This is a genomic window from Actinokineospora iranica (assembly GCF_900101685.1).
Lineage (GTDB): Bacteria > Actinomycetota > Actinomycetes > Mycobacteriales > Pseudonocardiaceae > Actinokineospora > Actinokineospora iranica.
The window spans coordinates 33,407-47,960 of the sequence record NZ_FMZZ01000008.1 but is presented as its reverse complement, the minus strand read 5'-3'; the positions used below and the strand labels follow the sequence as shown (position 1 = coordinate 47,960).

Annotated in this window: 17 protein-coding genes; 5 read left to right on the top strand and 12 right to left on the bottom strand. The window is 65.7% G+C overall.

All coding sequences use genetic code 11. The features are described from left to right. Positions 1–160: 160 nt before the first annotated feature. Positions 161–1,669: a S8 family peptidase gene (locus BLS56_RS17315; RefSeq protein ID WP_228771717.1), complete on the top strand. Its 1,509-nt coding sequence runs from the start codon at positions 161–163 to the stop codon at positions 1,667–1,669. Here the strand turns inward: BLS56_RS17315 and BLS56_RS17310 are convergent. The 9 genes from BLS56_RS17310 to BLS56_RS17270 all read right to left on the bottom strand — a co-directional run bounded on the left by BLS56_RS17310 (position 1,666) and on the right by BLS56_RS17270 (position 7,783). Continuing rightward, the gene (locus BLS56_RS17310; protein WP_091451802.1) at positions 1,666–2,019 is read right to left on the bottom strand and encodes a hypothetical protein; all 354 of its coding nucleotides are present in this window, start codon (positions 2,017–2,019) and stop codon (positions 1,666–1,668) included. The two genes, BLS56_RS17315 and BLS56_RS17310, sit on opposite strands and share 4 nt — an antisense overlap. A 235-nt stretch (positions 2,020–2,254) precedes the next feature. Continuing rightward, positions 2,255–2,617 carry a HepT-like ribonuclease domain-containing protein gene (locus BLS56_RS17305; protein ID WP_091451799.1) on the bottom strand — a complete coding sequence of 121 codons (363 nt, stop codon included), beginning with the start codon at positions 2,615–2,617 and terminating at the stop codon, positions 2,255–2,257. Continuing rightward, entirely contained in the window at positions 2,607–2,921 is a 315-nt protein-coding gene (locus BLS56_RS17300; RefSeq protein WP_228771716.1) for a nucleotidyltransferase family protein, read from the bottom strand. Before BLS56_RS17300 ends, BLS56_RS17305 begins: the two co-directional genes overlap by 11 nt. A gap of 10 nt (positions 2,922–2,931) precedes the next feature. Then, positions 2,932–3,759, bottom strand: coding sequence for an exodeoxyribonuclease III (locus BLS56_RS17295; protein WP_091451797.1), 828 nt, complete (start codon positions 3,757–3,759; stop codon positions 2,932–2,934). A gap of 489 nt (positions 3,760–4,248) precedes the next feature. After that, positions 4,249–4,569, bottom strand: a complete 321-nt coding sequence (locus BLS56_RS17290) for an SH3 domain-containing protein (protein ID WP_324187524.1) — start codon at positions 4,567–4,569, stop codon at positions 4,249–4,251. Between the two features lie 168 nt (positions 4,570–4,737). Then, the gene (locus BLS56_RS17285; RefSeq protein WP_091451795.1) at positions 4,738–5,958 is read right to left on the bottom strand and encodes an NADP-dependent isocitrate dehydrogenase; all 1,221 of its coding nucleotides are present in this window, start codon (positions 5,956–5,958) and stop codon (positions 4,738–4,740) included. Positions 5,959–6,087: 129 nt separating this feature from the next. Continuing rightward, on the bottom strand, positions 6,088–6,723 hold the full coding sequence (locus tag BLS56_RS32790; RefSeq protein WP_091451792.1) for a serine hydrolase domain-containing protein: 636 nt from the start codon (positions 6,721–6,723) through the stop codon (positions 6,088–6,090). Next, positions 6,657–7,229 (bottom strand): serine hydrolase domain-containing protein, encoded by a 573-nt coding sequence (locus BLS56_RS32785; protein WP_267463922.1) that lies wholly within the window; start codon positions 7,227–7,229, stop codon positions 6,657–6,659. The genes BLS56_RS32790 and BLS56_RS32785 overlap by 67 nt, the downstream gene beginning before the upstream one ends. Before the next feature lie 86 nt (positions 7,230–7,315). Then, on the bottom strand, positions 7,316–7,783 hold the full coding sequence (locus BLS56_RS17270; protein ID WP_091451788.1) for a hypothetical protein: 468 nt from the start codon (positions 7,781–7,783) through the stop codon (positions 7,316–7,318). Between the two features lie 139 nt (positions 7,784–7,922). On the opposite strand from BLS56_RS17270, the gene BLS56_RS17265 reads away from it, so the two are divergent. Beyond that, positions 7,923–8,327 carry a hypothetical protein gene (locus BLS56_RS17265; protein ID WP_091451786.1) on the top strand — a complete coding sequence of 135 codons (405 nt, stop codon included), beginning with the start codon at positions 7,923–7,925 and terminating at the stop codon, positions 8,325–8,327. A gap of 19 nt (positions 8,328–8,346) precedes the next feature. Here the strand turns inward: BLS56_RS17265 and BLS56_RS17260 are convergent, their stop codons facing one another. Next, positions 8,347–8,913, bottom strand: a complete 567-nt coding sequence (locus BLS56_RS17260; protein ID WP_091451783.1) for a GNAT family N-acetyltransferase — start codon at positions 8,911–8,913, stop codon at positions 8,347–8,349. Positions 8,914–8,972: 59 nt separating this feature from the next. Here BLS56_RS17260 and BLS56_RS17255 point away from each other — a divergent pair, with 59 nt between their 5' ends. After that, positions 8,973–9,791, top strand: a complete 819-nt coding sequence (locus BLS56_RS17255; RefSeq protein ID WP_175482894.1) for a metal-dependent hydrolase — start codon at positions 8,973–8,975, stop codon at positions 9,789–9,791. On the opposite strand, the gene BLS56_RS17250 is transcribed toward BLS56_RS17255, so the two are convergent. After that, complete coding sequence (locus tag BLS56_RS17250) at positions 9,779–10,039, bottom strand: Prokaryotic metallothionein (protein ID WP_091451779.1); 261 nt, start codon at positions 10,037–10,039, stop codon at positions 9,779–9,781. The two genes, BLS56_RS17255 and BLS56_RS17250, sit on opposite strands and share 13 nt — an antisense overlap. Positions 10,040–10,766: 727 nt before the next feature. Here BLS56_RS17250 and BLS56_RS17245 point away from each other — a divergent pair. Both BLS56_RS17245 and BLS56_RS17240 read left to right on the top strand, forming a co-directional pair. Continuing rightward, entirely contained in the window at positions 10,767–12,857 is a 2,091-nt protein-coding gene (locus BLS56_RS17245; RefSeq protein WP_175482893.1) for a GmrSD restriction endonuclease domain-containing protein, read from the top strand. A gap of 434 nt (positions 12,858–13,291) precedes the next feature. Next, complete coding sequence (locus BLS56_RS17240; RefSeq protein ID WP_091452395.1) at positions 13,292–13,852, top strand: HhH-GPD-type base excision DNA repair protein; 561 nt, start codon at positions 13,292–13,294, stop codon at positions 13,850–13,852. Here the strand turns inward: BLS56_RS17240 and BLS56_RS32780 are convergent. Continuing rightward, a complete protein-coding gene (locus BLS56_RS32780) occupies positions 13,845–14,480 on the bottom strand; it encodes a spermidine synthase family protein (protein ID WP_091452392.1) in 636 nt (211 codons plus the stop codon). The genes BLS56_RS17240 and BLS56_RS32780 overlap by 8 nt on opposite strands. Positions 14,481–14,554 lie beyond the last annotated feature (74 nt).

Sequence of the window (14,554 nt, the reverse complement as noted above, 5' to 3'; positions counted from 1 at the left end):
TGTCCCAGTCGGCCCGGACCGGGCCCGGGTCGGGTGAGCCGCTGCCCCATCCGGCGGATTGCCGAGTGAAGTCCGTGAATGACAGGTTCTGCGCACCAGGTCGCCCCAGCCGCCTGACCGGCGCGCGATCCGGTGACTCAGTCACATCTGGAGGTTTTCCGTGCAGAGATCACTCCGACGACGGTCCCGACTGCGCCTGCTCGGCGTCGCGGTGGCCGTCGCGACCGCGGCGGGGCTCGCCGCGGCGACCGGTCACCCGGCCGTCGCCGAGCCCGCGGCGGGCGAGGCGCACTTCGTCGTCCTGAGCAAGTCGACCGGCGACGTGAGCGCGCTCGACCAGGCGGTGCGCGCCTCGGGTGGCGCGGTGGTGCAGAGCTGGCCGCAAATCGGCGTGGTGATCGCCGCGTCGGCCAAACCCGACTTCGCCGCCGTCGTCCGCGGCAAGCCGGGCGTGCAGGCCGCGGGCGCGACGCGGAACCTGGCCGAGCTGGCCGATCCCGCGCTCACACTGTCGGCCACCGCCCCGGACCAGGACATCGAGGCCACCGATGCGGTCATCGCGGCCGACGCCCCGCAGCAGCAGACCGCCGCGGGCGACCCGCTGAGCGTCAACCAGTGGAACCTGGCGGCGATCAAGGCCGACCGGGCGCACGCCGTCTCCGGTGGCAGCCCCGACCTGGTTGTCGGGGTGCTCGACTCCGGCATCGAGGCGAGCCACCCGGACCTGGCCCCGAACGTCGACGCCGCCCGCTCGGTCGGCTGCGTGAACGAGGGCGTCCCGGACACCTCGCCCGCCGCGTGGTCGCCCACCACCAGCGACCACGGCACGCACGTCGCGGGCATCATCGCCGCGGCGAAGAACGGCGTCGGCATCGTCGGCGTCGCCCCGAAGGTGAAGGTCGCCTCGGTCAAGGTCGTCGACGACGACGGGTTCATCTACCCCGAGTACGCGATCTGCGGGTTCATCTGGGCAGCCGAGCACGGCATCAAGGTCACGAACAACTCCTACTTCGTCGACCCGTGGTACCTGTGGTGCAAGACCGACCCGGACCAGCGGGCCGTGGCGACCGCGGTCACCCGCGCGATCGACTACTCGGCCAACCGCGGCGTGGTCAACGTCGCCGCGCTGGGCAACAGCAACTGGGACCTCTCGCACGACATCATCGATGAGGGCAGCCCGAACAACGGCACCCCGGTGACCCGCGAGACCGGCAACGAGTGCGTGAAACTGCCCGCCGAGGTCCGCGGCGTGGTCGGCGTGTCCTCGACCGGCGCGCGCAACCTCAAGTCGTACTTCTCCAACTACGGCGTCACCGAGACCGAGGTGGCCGCCCCCGGCGGCGACCGGATGCAGATCCCGAACACCCCCGACCGCAACGGCCGGGTCCTGTCCACGATCGTCAACGGCGCCTGGGGCTACAAGCAGGGCACGTCGATGGCCTCCCCGCACGCGGCGGGCGTGGCAGCCCTGATCCGCTCGACCCATCCCGACTGGTCGGCGGCCCGGGTGATCACGGAACTGCGCCTGGACGCCGACCGCCTCCCCTGCCCGCCCGGCGTCTACGACCCCGACGGCACCGGCGTGTGGGCGGCGACCTGCGAGGGCGGCGTCACCGGCCGCGGCTTCTACGGCTCCGGCCTGGTCGATGCCCTGGACGCGGTCAGCTAGGAACGGGTCTGTTGAAGGCCACCTTCGCCACGCCCCGCGTAGTGGAGGTGGCCTTCTCCGCGGGTGGGGACGGTCAGCGGCAACGAGACCACAACCGGCTCGGCAAGCTTCTCAGCCGCGGCGGCAGCGGCGGTCACCCGGCGGCGGCGCACCAGTCCCAGCACCAGTCCCCCGGCCCCCACGACGACGGCCCCGATCCCCAACGGCCCACCGAAGGGAAACTGCGCGGTGCTCTCCACCGCCGCCGTCGCCGCGGCAGCCGATTCCGCCGTGCCCACCAGCAGAGCCACCGAGACCGTCACGGGCACACCGATGCGGCCCCCCAGGTCACGCACCGCCTGCGCTTTCACGAACTGACACCGCCTGACACCCGTAGCACCGTCCCTCAACCGGACTAAGCACTCCTGCGTGGACCCTGAAAAAGCTACCGACCGTGTCAATCATCGACACCCAGAACCGCACGATCGGCTAGCTGCCCCCCGAGCGTATCCCCCTGGCGGGTGGCCAGTGCCACGGGGTAGTCGATCAAGCACATACCGCGCTCCGCCTCCCGTGCAGTTGACGACCGCAGCGGCTTACGCCCGGTCAACCATCCGAGACAGACCGGTCAAGTCGATCAAGCAGGACGCGGAGAGTCTTCTTCAGCGCAGGCAACTTCTCAGTCAGGACCTGCCACACCAGCGCATCGTCGACATCGGCGTACCCATGGATCAAAATGTTGCGGAAGGCCACGATGCGAGGCAGATCCGGGAGTGAAGCCGCAAGTTCTGCGTCAACCTTCGACAGCCTGTTGAGAGCCTCGCCGATGATCTCAAACTGGCGTTCGACCGCAGAACTCAGCAGGGCATCCGACTGATAGTCCGTGAAAGACTTGCCTTCCCGGAACTGATCGAGTAGATCCGCCGCTCGTAGCGCGTCCCACAGATAGGCGCGTGGATCACGCCGCATACAGGGTTTCCCTGGTCTCCAGGACGCTCTGTCGGAAGTACGGGTTACGAAGGCTCGCACCGCTCACCAGGTCGACCTGGCGGCCGAATATCCGCTCCAGCCCCTCCTTGAGGGCGAAGTAGCTGTCGAAGTAGTCAAAGCCCGGTGTCACGTTGAACTCCACCAGGGCATCGACATCGCTGGTGAGCGGGTCGAACCGGCCGCCGAGGGCCGAGCCGAACACATCGAGACGAGCGACCCCCAAGGCGCGGCACAGGTTCTCGATCTCGTGCCGCTTGGCCTCGATGAGTTCGTGCACCGCCATCACCTCCTGGTCATGATTGTGCCTGATCCCCACCCGCTGGCCAGTCGTACACCGCGGTGAAGGGAGCGTGGTCGGACCAGCGGTCGTCGTAGCTGTCCGCGCGTTCCACCACAGCCTTGACCGCGCGCGTCGCCAACCCCGGGGTGGCGACCTGGTAGTCGATCCGCCACCCACTGTCGTTGTCGTATGCCTTCCCGCGGTAAGACCACCACGTGTACGGGCCGGGACCTTCCGGACGCAGCACCCGCAAGACGTCCCGGTAGCCCGCCTCATCGAAGACGCGCCCCATCCAGGCCCGTTCCCCAGGGGTGAACCCGGAGTTCTTCCGGTTGGCCTTCCACGCTTTCAGGTCGATCTCCTGGTGCGCGATGTTCCAGTCCCCACAGACGACGACCTCACACCCACTGGCGGCCGCCTTGTCCCGCAGTTCGACCAGGTAGGGCAGGAAGGTCGCCATGAACCGCTCCTTCTGCTCCTGCCGCAACGTCCCGACCTCACCACTGGGCAAGTACAAACTGCCGACGACCACCCCCGGGTACCAGGCCTCGACATAACGCCCACTGGCCTCGAACTCCGTGACCCCATACCCAACCCGCGTAGCCGACGGCTGAGCCCGGGAGTAGATCGCCACCCCGCTGCGCCCCTTGAGCACCCGCGAGTCGGCGTGCACGGTGTGCCACCCAGCCGGAGCGGCAAGATCCTCAGGCAGATCATCAGGCGCGGCCCGAACCTCTTGCAGACACACGATGTCCGCCTCAGTAGCCGCCAGCCACTCGACAAACCCCTTCTTGGCGGCGGCACGCAACCCATTGACATTCACAGTGGAGACGGTCAGCACAACCCAACCCTAGAGGCGACCCCCACCCCACCCCGAAGGCCACCTCACCAGAAGAGAGAAGAGAGAGAGGAAACACCCACCCACCCATCTCAAGACCACACCCGCCCCTGCCAGGCCGCCCCCACGCCCGCCCGGTGCTCGACCGGTGCGGGGGAGAGGGCACCCACCCTCCTGCCAACAGGACCGGCCCTGCCAGGTGCTCGATGGTTGCGGTGCAGCCCACCTGCCCTCCTGCCAGGCCGAACCAGCGCCCGCCAGGTGCTCGATGGGGTGGAGTGGTTTCTTCGGGGGTGAAGGAAGATCCCTGAACTCGCCGTGGTCGTGGGGCCGGAGGCTCCCCACCCGTCTTTCCCCGCGACGGGATCTTCCTTCGTAGGGGCCCCGAAGAAACCACTCCACCCCATCGAGCAAACCCCACAGCCACGCCCACCCAGCCCCGAAGCCAGCCACCCCATCCAGCAGACAGCAGCAGCCAGCCAGCCAGCGGACTCAGTCGCAAGCCCGCCCAGGCAACGGCTTCAAGAACTCAGCAGAAGCCCACCGGTTCTCACCAAGCATCCGGAACCCGTTCTGCACGATCACCTCGGCGTCAGCCTCGGCCCCCTGCTTGAACTTGCCCACGATCTCAGCCTTGCCGTCCGGCGCGGCCCGGACGTTGAGCACGTCAGCGGTCACCTCGACCCGGCACTTGGACTCGCTGCTCGCGGGCGCGGAGCCGTCGCGACCAGGCGGCTCGACCCCCATCGAGTAGACGACGACCACGCCCACCAGGGCCGCGCCCACGAGCATCGTTCGCTTCGGCACCAACACCAGGCACGCTCCCTTAAGCACGAACACCGTCGTGACAACGATTCCCGACTTTAGTGCGTTCGCGCCAGGGTCAAATCCAGGAACCACCCACTGGAGCCAACGCGGGCACGCTGGGTGACGAAGCAGGGCCTCCGGCGCGCGCGCCGGAGGCCCTGCTCAGCGGATGTGTCAGCCCGCCATCTTCTTCTGCAGGTTCTCGTCGAGGGTGTTCAAGAACTCCTCGGTGGTCTGCCACTCCTGGTCCGGGCCGACGAGCAGGGCCAGGTCCTTGGTCATCCGGCCGCTCTCGACGGTCTCCACGACGACCTGCTCAAGCTTCTCGGCGAACTCGATCACCTCGGGGGTGCCGTCGAGCTTGCCGCGGTGCATGAGGCCGCGGGTCCAGGCGAAGATCGACGCGATCGGGTTGGTCGAGGTCGGCTTGCCAGCCTGGTGCTGGCGGAAGTGCCGGGTGACGGTGCCGTGCGCCGCCTCGGCCTCGACGGTCTTGCCGTCCGGGGTCATCAGCACGGAGGTCATCAGGCCCAGCGAGCCGAAGCCCTGCGCGACGGTGTCGGACTGGACGTCGCCGTCGTAGTTCTTGCACGCCCAGACGTAGCCGCCCTCCCACTTCATGGCCGCGGCGACCATGTCGTCGATGAGGCGGTGCTCGTAGGTGAGGCCCTTGGCGTCGAACTCGGCCTTGAACTCCTCCTCGAAGACGCGCTGGAAGATGTCCTTGAACGCGCCGTCGTAGGCCTTGAGGATGGTGTTCTTGGTCGACATGTAGACCGGGTAGTCGCGCTGCAGGCCGTAGGAGAACGAGGCCCGGGCGAAGTCCTCGATGGACTTGTTGAAGTTGTACATGCCCATGACGACGCCGCCGTCTTCTGGCATCTCGACCACGGTGTGCTCGATCGGCTCGGAGCCGTCGGTCGGGGTGAAGGTGATGGTCACCTTGCCCGGGCCGGGCACCTTGAAGTTGGTCGACTTGTACTGGTCGCCGTGGGCGTGGCGGCCGATGATGATCGGCTTGGTCCAGCCGGGCACCAGTCGCGGGATGTTCGAGATGATGATCGGCTCGCGGAAGACCACGCCGCCGAGGATGTTGCGGATCGTGCCGTTGGGCGAGATCCACATCTTCTTGAGGCCGAACTCCTCGACGCGCGCCTCGTCCGGGGTGATGGTGGCGCACTTGACCCCGACGCCGTGCTTCTTGATGGCGTTGGCGGCGTCGATCGTCACCTGGTCGTCGGTGGCGTCCCGGTGCTCGATGCCGAGGTCGTAGTACTCGAGGGTGACGTCCAGGTACGGGTGGATCAGCTTGTCCTTGATGAACTGCCAGATGATGCGGGTCATCTCGTCGCCGTCGAGTTCGACGACCGTTCCCTGGACCTTGATCTTGGCCATGAGCCGCGGTGCTCCTCTCGCCTTTTCCTGCCACGCGCCTTGTAAACGGTACAAGCGTACTGGTAGCCGGTCGTGCGGCGCGCGCATGTGGGCACAGTCACCCGCCGACGATGCTAGGCCCTGTCTCGCTCACCCCACGCCCGACGCCGCCGCGATTATCCGCCGCGCCGTCTCGGGCTGCTCGTCGCCGCCCATGTGCAGGGTGTTGAGCGAGTACACCAGCCGCCGGGACAGGTCGCGCACGGCCCCCACGCCGCTGGCGAAGCCGGGCCGGTCGCCGGTCTTGCCCCAGAACTCGACACCCGCCACCGCGAACCGGCCGATGCCGCCGCCGAAGTGCGCGGGGACGTCGTTGGCCGGGTCGTCGTCGCCGTCGTGGGCCGCGACGTCCGGGACGGCGAACAGCTCGGCGGTCTGCGCGGGCGGCAGCAGCTCGCCCGACATCAGCGCGACCAGGAAGCGGTCCAGGTCGGGCGCGGTGGAGACGATCTCGGCCGCGGCCCACTGGAACGTCGGGTTGGCCTTGGTGACGTCGATGTGCTTGGTCCGCCCGTCGACGGTGACGGCCTCGTAGGCGCGCGCGTGCGGGCCGTGGATACGCGTGTCGGCGCCCGGCACAGTTGTGCCGGACAGCCGCAGCGGCCGGATGATCCCGTCGCGGATCGACTCGCCGTAGGGGCGGCCGGTCACCTGCTCGATCACCATGCCCAGGACGTGGTAGGTGACGTTCCCATAGAGCTGCTTGGTCCCGGGCGCGAAGACCATCGGCTTGCCCCGCACCGAGAGGTCGACGAGCTGGCGCGGTGTCCAGGTGTCGAACCGTGCGCGAGGAACCACGCCGGGTCCTTGTGGTCGAAGTCGATGCCGGACAGGCCCGCGGTGTAGTTGAGCAGCTGGCGGATGGTGATGGGCGGGTACTCGGCGGGCAGCAGATCAGGCAGGTAGGACCGCACGTCGCGGCCCAGGTCGATCCGCCCCCGCGCGGCCAGTTGGAGAACCGCGGTCGCGGTGAACGTCTTGGTGATGCTGCCGACGCGGAACCGCCCGTCCTGCGGCACAGGGCAGGCGGTGTGGATGTCGGCGACCCCGGCGGTCCCCGCCCACTCACCCGCGCTGCCGCGCACTTGCACGATCGCGGCGGACACGTCGGTGTTGGGCAGGCCGGAGATCGACGCCAGCATCAGCGCGGGGTCGAGCGGCGGTAAGTCGGCGGACGGGGCGGTGACGAGGAGCGCGCTGGTCGCCAGCGCGACAAGTGTGGTGATTCCCATGCCGCCAGCCTCACCGCGCGGGGCGCGCCCCGGCATCGGGCGTCACCCGGGCTCGGCCCGGAAAACTCCCGGAGGGAGGCTGCCGGTCAGCCGACGGCTGTGCAGTCCACGACGTTGTCGGCCCCGAGACGGGGCACGACGATGCGTATGACGCCGGCGGCGCTGTTGCAGACGCTGATGGGAATGTTGAGCTTTGTGGGGTCGCTGGTGGTGGTCGACCCCAGGTGTTTCTCGTCCTCACTGGTGGCGCGACTGGCGCTTACCGTCCCGCTGCTTGTCGGACCTGTGGGCGCGTCGGGAACATCGGCGATCGCGCACATCTCGCCGTCCGGGGAGTCGTCGGGTTCCAGCGCCTCGGCGGTCACGTCGTAGCGCGACTGCGCGTTGGGACCGGACAGGCAGAACGCCACCCGCATGGGCTTCAACTCTTCCAGGCTGTCGACGGTGTCGAGGACCACCGGGTCGGCGCGGTCGTCGGCGGCGGCGCCGGGGACCGCCGAGACCAGCAACGCGAGACTGCTCCCGGCGACGATGACGGCACGGGTCAGAGACATCCGGCTTCCTTCCGTCTTGCCTATTCAGGCGAACAGCGGGGATCTGGGCGTGCCCCGGCCCAGCGTCGACCACACCTCCCGCGCCGCCGGTCCACCTGACCGAGTGATCCCCAGGAGACGTCAAGGTACCTTGACACCCATGGACGACTTGGAGATCCACGGCCACCGCGCGACCATCACCGACCTGCGCCCGGCCTGCGACTGCGGCTGGACCGCCGACCGCGGCTTCCCCAGCCGCGACGAGGCCGTCGAGCACTGGATGCGCGCGCACGCGCTGGCCGCGCTGGAGGCGGAGCCGCCGTCGTGGCTGCTGGTCAAGTCCGACATCCTGCGCGAGCAGGTCGAGGAGCTGACCAGGTGCCGGCCCGAGGTGGCGCTGAAACTGCTGGCCGAGGTCGAGTCCTGGCAGCGTCCGCTCACCGAGCGAGCGGTGGCCGCGGCCCGCGCGACCGGCGCGTCCTGGGCCGACGTCGGCGCGGCGCTCGGGGTCAGCAGGCAGGCAGCGCACGAGCGGTTTCGCGCGCTGGACCAGCCCATGAGCTAGCCCCGGACAAGGCCCCGGACTAGCCCTCGGTCAGGTCGCGCCACTCGTGGGCGAGCATCGCGTAGACGGCTTCGTCGGTCCAGGCGCCCTTGACGAACTCGTTTTCCCGGAACCGCCCCTCGAACCGCATCCCCAGCCGTTCGAGCAGCCTGCCGGACGGCCGGTTGGCCGCGTCGAGCCGGGCGAAGACGCGGTGCAGCCCCAAGTCCTCGAAGCCCAGCCGCAGCAACTGGACGGCGGCCTCCCCGGCGTAGCCCCTGCCGTGGTGGTCGGGGTGCAGGACGAAGCCGATCTCGCCGCCGCTGTGCTCGACGCTGCGCCAGGCCAGCATCACCCCGCCGATCAGCTCGCCGGTGTCGAGCAGGGTGACCGCGAGCCGCAGCGCGTCCCCCTCGTTCTCCAGCGTGGTCGTCGCCATCCGCCGCTCCAGGTCGGCGGCGACCTCGGCGCGGGTGCGCGGCTCCCAGTACAGGTACTTGCAGACGTCCGCCCTGGACTCGATCGCGAACAGCGCGTCGAGGTCGTCGGCCGCATACGGGCGCAGGGCCAGTCGGCGGGTCTTGATCGGATACGTGGGACGCAGCACCCGTCCGATCCTAAGGTGAGCACCGGCTAACCGGCTTTCGATCATTCAGGGGGCAGCACGTGTCAACCGGACCGACCCACGCGATGAGCGGCCTGACGGCCTGGGCGACGGTCACCGCCTTGGCCTCCGGCAGCGCCATCGGCAACCTGTCGGCGAAGGGCTGGCTGGTCGGGGCGGTCATGTGCACCGGGGCGGCGCTGCTGCCCGACCTGGACCACCCGGAGTCCACGGTGTCGAGCACGTTCGGCCCGGTCACCCAGGCGGGGTCGAAGCTCGTCAACGCGATCAGCCACGGCACCTACCGGCTGACCCGCACCAAAAAGGACTCCAACCGCGACGGCGGCCACCGCGGCCTCACCCACACCCTGGTCTTCGCCATCGCGGCGGCGGTGGCCACGACCGCGATCATCCAGACCAGCCAGTCGTGGGCGCTGCCGGTGCTCATGTTCTTCTTCAGCGGCCTGGCGGTGCGCGGCATCATGCACAAGTGGTGCCCCCGCAACGACGCCCTGTGGATCACCGGAACCGCGCTGCTGCTCACCTACGCCTGCCTCAAGTGGACCGACCAGACCTCAGCCGACGCCGCCGCCTGCGGCGTCGCCGTCGGCATCGGCTGCATAGCCCACTACCTGGGCGACGCCATCACCGAACAGGGCTGCCCCATCCTGTGGCCGGTCCCGATCGCCTGGAAGACCTGGTACCCGGTGGCCCCGCCCAAACTCCTGCGTATGCGCACCGGCGGCAAGGTCGAGATGGCCGTCATCGGCCCCATCCTCACCGCGGTGGCCGTCTGGATGTCCGCCGTGGCCCTGCACCGAACCGGCGTCCTCCCCTTCCTCGACGGCGTCCCCCTGACCCCGTGGGCTCAAGCCGGATGAGCCCCCACCGCGTCCCGAATCTGATCCCCCAGGTGCGCCGCCCCTTCCCGCGCGCAGTGCGCGCAACAGAAGAACCGCCCCTCCACCTCCACCCCATGCCCCAGAATCCGACACCGGCAGTGCTCACACACCGGCGCCAGTTTCGTGGCCGCGCACTCGAAGCTGTCGAAGGTGTGCACCTGCCCGCTCACGGTGCGCACCTCGAACGTCATCCAGTAGTCATTGCCGCAGGTGTCGCAAGTCGCCACCAGCCACTCCTTCCGCTCGCTCGCTCGCTCCGAAGTGCAGCCTGCGCCCAACCCCACCACCCGGCAACCCGGAACCGCCCCCACCACTCACCCGTGGCAGCCGTTCTGCCTGGGGAGGAGCACTCTCATCGAGTTCCCCCTTTGCATGACAAAACGGGGAGCCGTCACACGAATGAGGCACAGCACTGTGCGAATCGTGGATCGAACTCGGCAACGCCGAGAACACCGGGAGTAGTCAGCGGTATAGTTGAACATCACATAATTGGGCAACCTGAAGCGGCGGCGCTTACCCCAAGATTTTCTCGGTCTGGTTCTTCCATTCTCAAATTGGCACGACCAGTACGATCAGAACCACCCCTCCTGCTCTGACAGCACCCCACGTCAGGACGGGGTGCGCTAGGCGCACTACTTGCCCGACCAGCGACACGAATCGCCGGTAGATCCGAGAGGCAGTCAACAACGCGACAGCCCCGCCAGTTCCTCGATCGTGTAGGTAGATAGAAATCGCTTCCGCCGAGTGGGCCTTCCGCCTCACCGCAGCTCGAATCGATTTTTCCTAATAACCATTACACCCTGCGAGATCTCTCCACTTTCTTCTCAACAGATCGCAAACTAGCCGAAAGCCCCCTTTCTTGAGGTATCAGATCAGACACAGAGACACCCCTATCCAGCCCAATATCGGGTAGCGTATACTGTACGCCCTTACGGCTTCATATGAATGGAAATAATGCGAGCTAGCGAGACCGTCCTTCGAAACCTTCTTCAGGGCGAGAAACAGTACGTCGTACCACTGTACCAGCGTCCTTATAGCTGGAAGCGTGATCAACTGGATCAACTCTGGCTAGATATAACGAATTTGCTTTCAGAGGAAGACGATGACGATGGACACTTTCTTGGTTCTGTCGTCCTCGCGCCGAGCCTCTCGAACACTGCATCAGGAGTCCAAAGCTGGCTAGTTGTAGACGGGCAGCAACGAATTACAACACTGAGCATACTTCTATGCACCATTCGAGACTACTGCGCCACCAAGATTGACAATTTGGCGAGAAAGATTGAAGTCCAATACCTCGTCAATGAATTCGCCCAGGGTGATGAAAGATACACCCTGCTGCCCACGCAAGCTGATAGAAAATCTTGGAAAGACATTGTCGAGAAGCTTCCACAGGCTGGCGGAGAAGATGCGATCGGCAATGCGTATCGATTCTTTAAGGGCCAACTCGAAAAGTACCTTTCCCAGGCATCCGAGCGCCCCGAGTTCGCGATACAACGCCTTGAACAAGTAGTTGTGAGCAGATTGTCATTTGTCGAGATATCGGCACAAACGGGTGACAATGTCCATCGAATCTTCGAGTCCCTAAACAATACCGGACTAAAGCTTACACAGGCGGACCTGCTGCGCAATTACCTCTTCATGCGCCTCCCCGCGAACGCTGATCGAATCTACCAACAGCATTGGCTGCCAATGCAGAGTGGACTAAATGATCAAAATCTAGTCGATTTGATCTGGCTCGACTTAATCCTTAAGGGGAAGAGAGGCGCCACTTTACATTCCCTTTATCGCGAGCAGCAGAAGTTTCTCGATCGCCTAGAACTGGAATCCGACGTCGAAGAGTGGATAGTTGAGCTCAGCAGGAAAGCGCAAGTCTTCAAGCGCGTGTTGAGACCGGAGCAAGAACCCGTTCCCATCATCCGAGAAGCTCTTGACCGTCTTAATCGATGGCGAGCAACGGTGGTCTACCCGATTACCATGATGGTCTTGCTCGCGTATGAAGATGGACAACTAGAACCACAAGCAGTAGCAGACGCTCTACGTATCGTTGAAAGCTATCTCGTCCGACAGTTGATCGTAGGCATCGGGCGAGCAGGAAATAACGTGATGATAAATGATCTAGTCAAGTCACTATCTGACGAGATACCGACACAAGAAGCAATAACCAGAATCTTGACCCGGCAAAGACGAAGGTTTCCTTCAGACGACGACGTCCGCGAAGCCATGCTCGAACAGCCGTTCTACTGGCGCGGCAAAGAGTGGCAGAAGTACTTTATTCTAAGAAGTCTTGAGGAAGCGCAGGGTCGCGTTGAAATCGTTGATTTCGCCGCTTCCAAGCTGACTATCGAACACGTGATGCCGCAGACGCTGAACGATGAGTGGTCGCGGACCATCGAAGACGAGTGCGCGGAGGACGAGGGCATTGATGACCTTCATCAGTCACTTGTGCACACTATTGGTAATCTGACTCTCTCGGCATACAATGCAAAGCTGTCAAATAAGGGGTTTAGCGAGAAAAAGAAGCTTCTAGCCGAGAGCGGACTCATCTCCAATCTCAAGATCGCCGATAACGAGAGGTGGGGTAAAGCGGAGATCCGCCATCGGAGCTCAATGCTTGCAGACCTTGCAATACAAATGTGGCCGGGCCCGGGAGACTCTGTCCCTTATCAGCCGGAAAGCAGGAAACTAGCGCTGGTTCGGCAAGCGCTGAGCGAAATACCATCAGGCCGATGGACCAACTACCTCACGATTGCGCAGATTTGCGGTACCCATCGGCGAAGCCTCAGCAAGTGGCTTGTGGAGTACGACCTACCGAACGGGCATCGGGTTCTCAAGAGTGACGGCTCGATCCCCGCCTCAGGCTGCCACCGTTTCCAGAATATCGAGGATCAGATTCACGCGCTTTCTATCGAGGGAGTCACTTTTCAAGGAAACGGTCGCGCTTCGGAAGCCTGCCGAATCGGCATGACCGAATTGATGCGACTCTCCCAGGGTGATCTTGGCGAAGCAGACCATCCGACAGGTCAAGGCGTTTTGAATCTAACATAAAAGCGACACGTAGGGTGCTCCTCCAAGCGCGGAATCGATACTTGGAGGAGCACCCTGCGAAGCAGATTCGGATGAAGGTTTGCATTAATGTAAAAAACTTCTATAACCGCTTCGGCGAACTTGATATCCGGATGATTCTTGAGCCAGCGATAGCTAACGGCGATACGATAGCGGCGCACTGCCAGCCCGCAAGTATGGCGAATCCTCGTTGCATTAAGAGTTCGACGCACTCAGGTGGTGTCTCTGATCTCGAAATCGCGCAGGGAACGTGGGAAGCCCGCTTCGCGCGGGCTCGGGGATCACTAAGGCGATGAGCAATGTCCGTCCGGCAACCGGATCTTCGAAACCGTACTGTCCGGCACGTCTGCTGTCCCTGATCCCGCAAGCCCCGACCGGCGCGCGAGGTGAACGTCCATCGTGTCACGATGCTGCGCATGACGACCAAGCTCTGCATCGCTCAGGATCCGGACGCGGACGCGTTGCTGGAGAGTGATCCGCTGGCGCTGTTGCTCGGAATGCTGCTCGACCAGCAGATTCCGATGGAGGTGGCGTTCAAGGGGCCGAAGAAGCTCTACGACCGTCTCGGCGGGCTCGATGTCCGGGAGATCGCGGAGTACGACCCCGAGGCTTTCGCCGACCTCGCTGCGACGCCGCCTGCCATCCACCGGTACGGCAGGTCGATGGCGAAGCGGGTGCAGGCGTTGTGTCAGCACATTGTCGAGGTCTACGACGGGGACACCGCCGCGATCTGGGACAGCCCCAGTGGCCCGGAGGTGCTCAAGCGGCTCAAGGCGCTGCCCGGGTTCGGGGAGCAGAAGGCGAAGATCTTCCTTGCTCTGCTCGGCAAGCAGCGTGGGGTGACGCCGGAGGGGTGGCGGAAAGCGGCCGGGGACTACGGGCTCGAGGGGGCTCGGCGGTCGGTGGCCGATGTGGTGGACGCGGTGTCCCTGGGCGAGGTGCGGGCGTTCAAGAAGGCGGCCAAGGCGGCTAGGTAGCCAGGTAGACGACGTCCGGTTCGCCGCGGGGCACGGGGACCTCCAGGACTTCGACGTGCTGGAAGGTCGACCGCAGGCGGGACAGGAACGAGGCGCTGGCGTTGGCGCTCCAGATGGACAGGACGCCGCCGGGGGTGCGGCGGCGGGCGAGCAGCGCCAGGCCGTCGGCCGAGTAGAGGGACGCGTTGTCGGGTGAGAGGGTCCAGTCGGGGCCGTTGTCGATGTCCAGGCAGAGGGCGTCGAACCGGGTGTCGGTTGCGGCGAGCCAGGCGACCAGGTCGGCTTCGACGCAGTGGGTGCGGGGGTCGGTGAGGGCGTCGGCGTTGCCCAGGGGGCCGTGGTTCCAGCGGATGACGGCGGGTTCGCGTTCCACGACGACGACCTCGCTCACCCGCGGCAGCGACAGGGCTTCGCGCAGCGAGAAGCCGACGCCGAGGCCGCCGATCAGGACGCGGCCGCCGGGCATACGGGACGCGGCGGCGCGGACCAGGAGGCGTTCGGACTGCCCGGCTCGGGTGTCCATGAGGAACATGCCGTCGGCGATGATCTCGTAGTGGTCGGCCGCGCGGCGCAGGACCAGGTCTCCGCAGGCGCCGTCGGCTCGATCGATGATCTTCGGGGCTCGCATCCCGGCCAGGGTAGCCAGGGTCGTGGCGTCCCGGCGGCACTTCCGCACCCGGCCTCACTCTTGTGGGTTCCAAG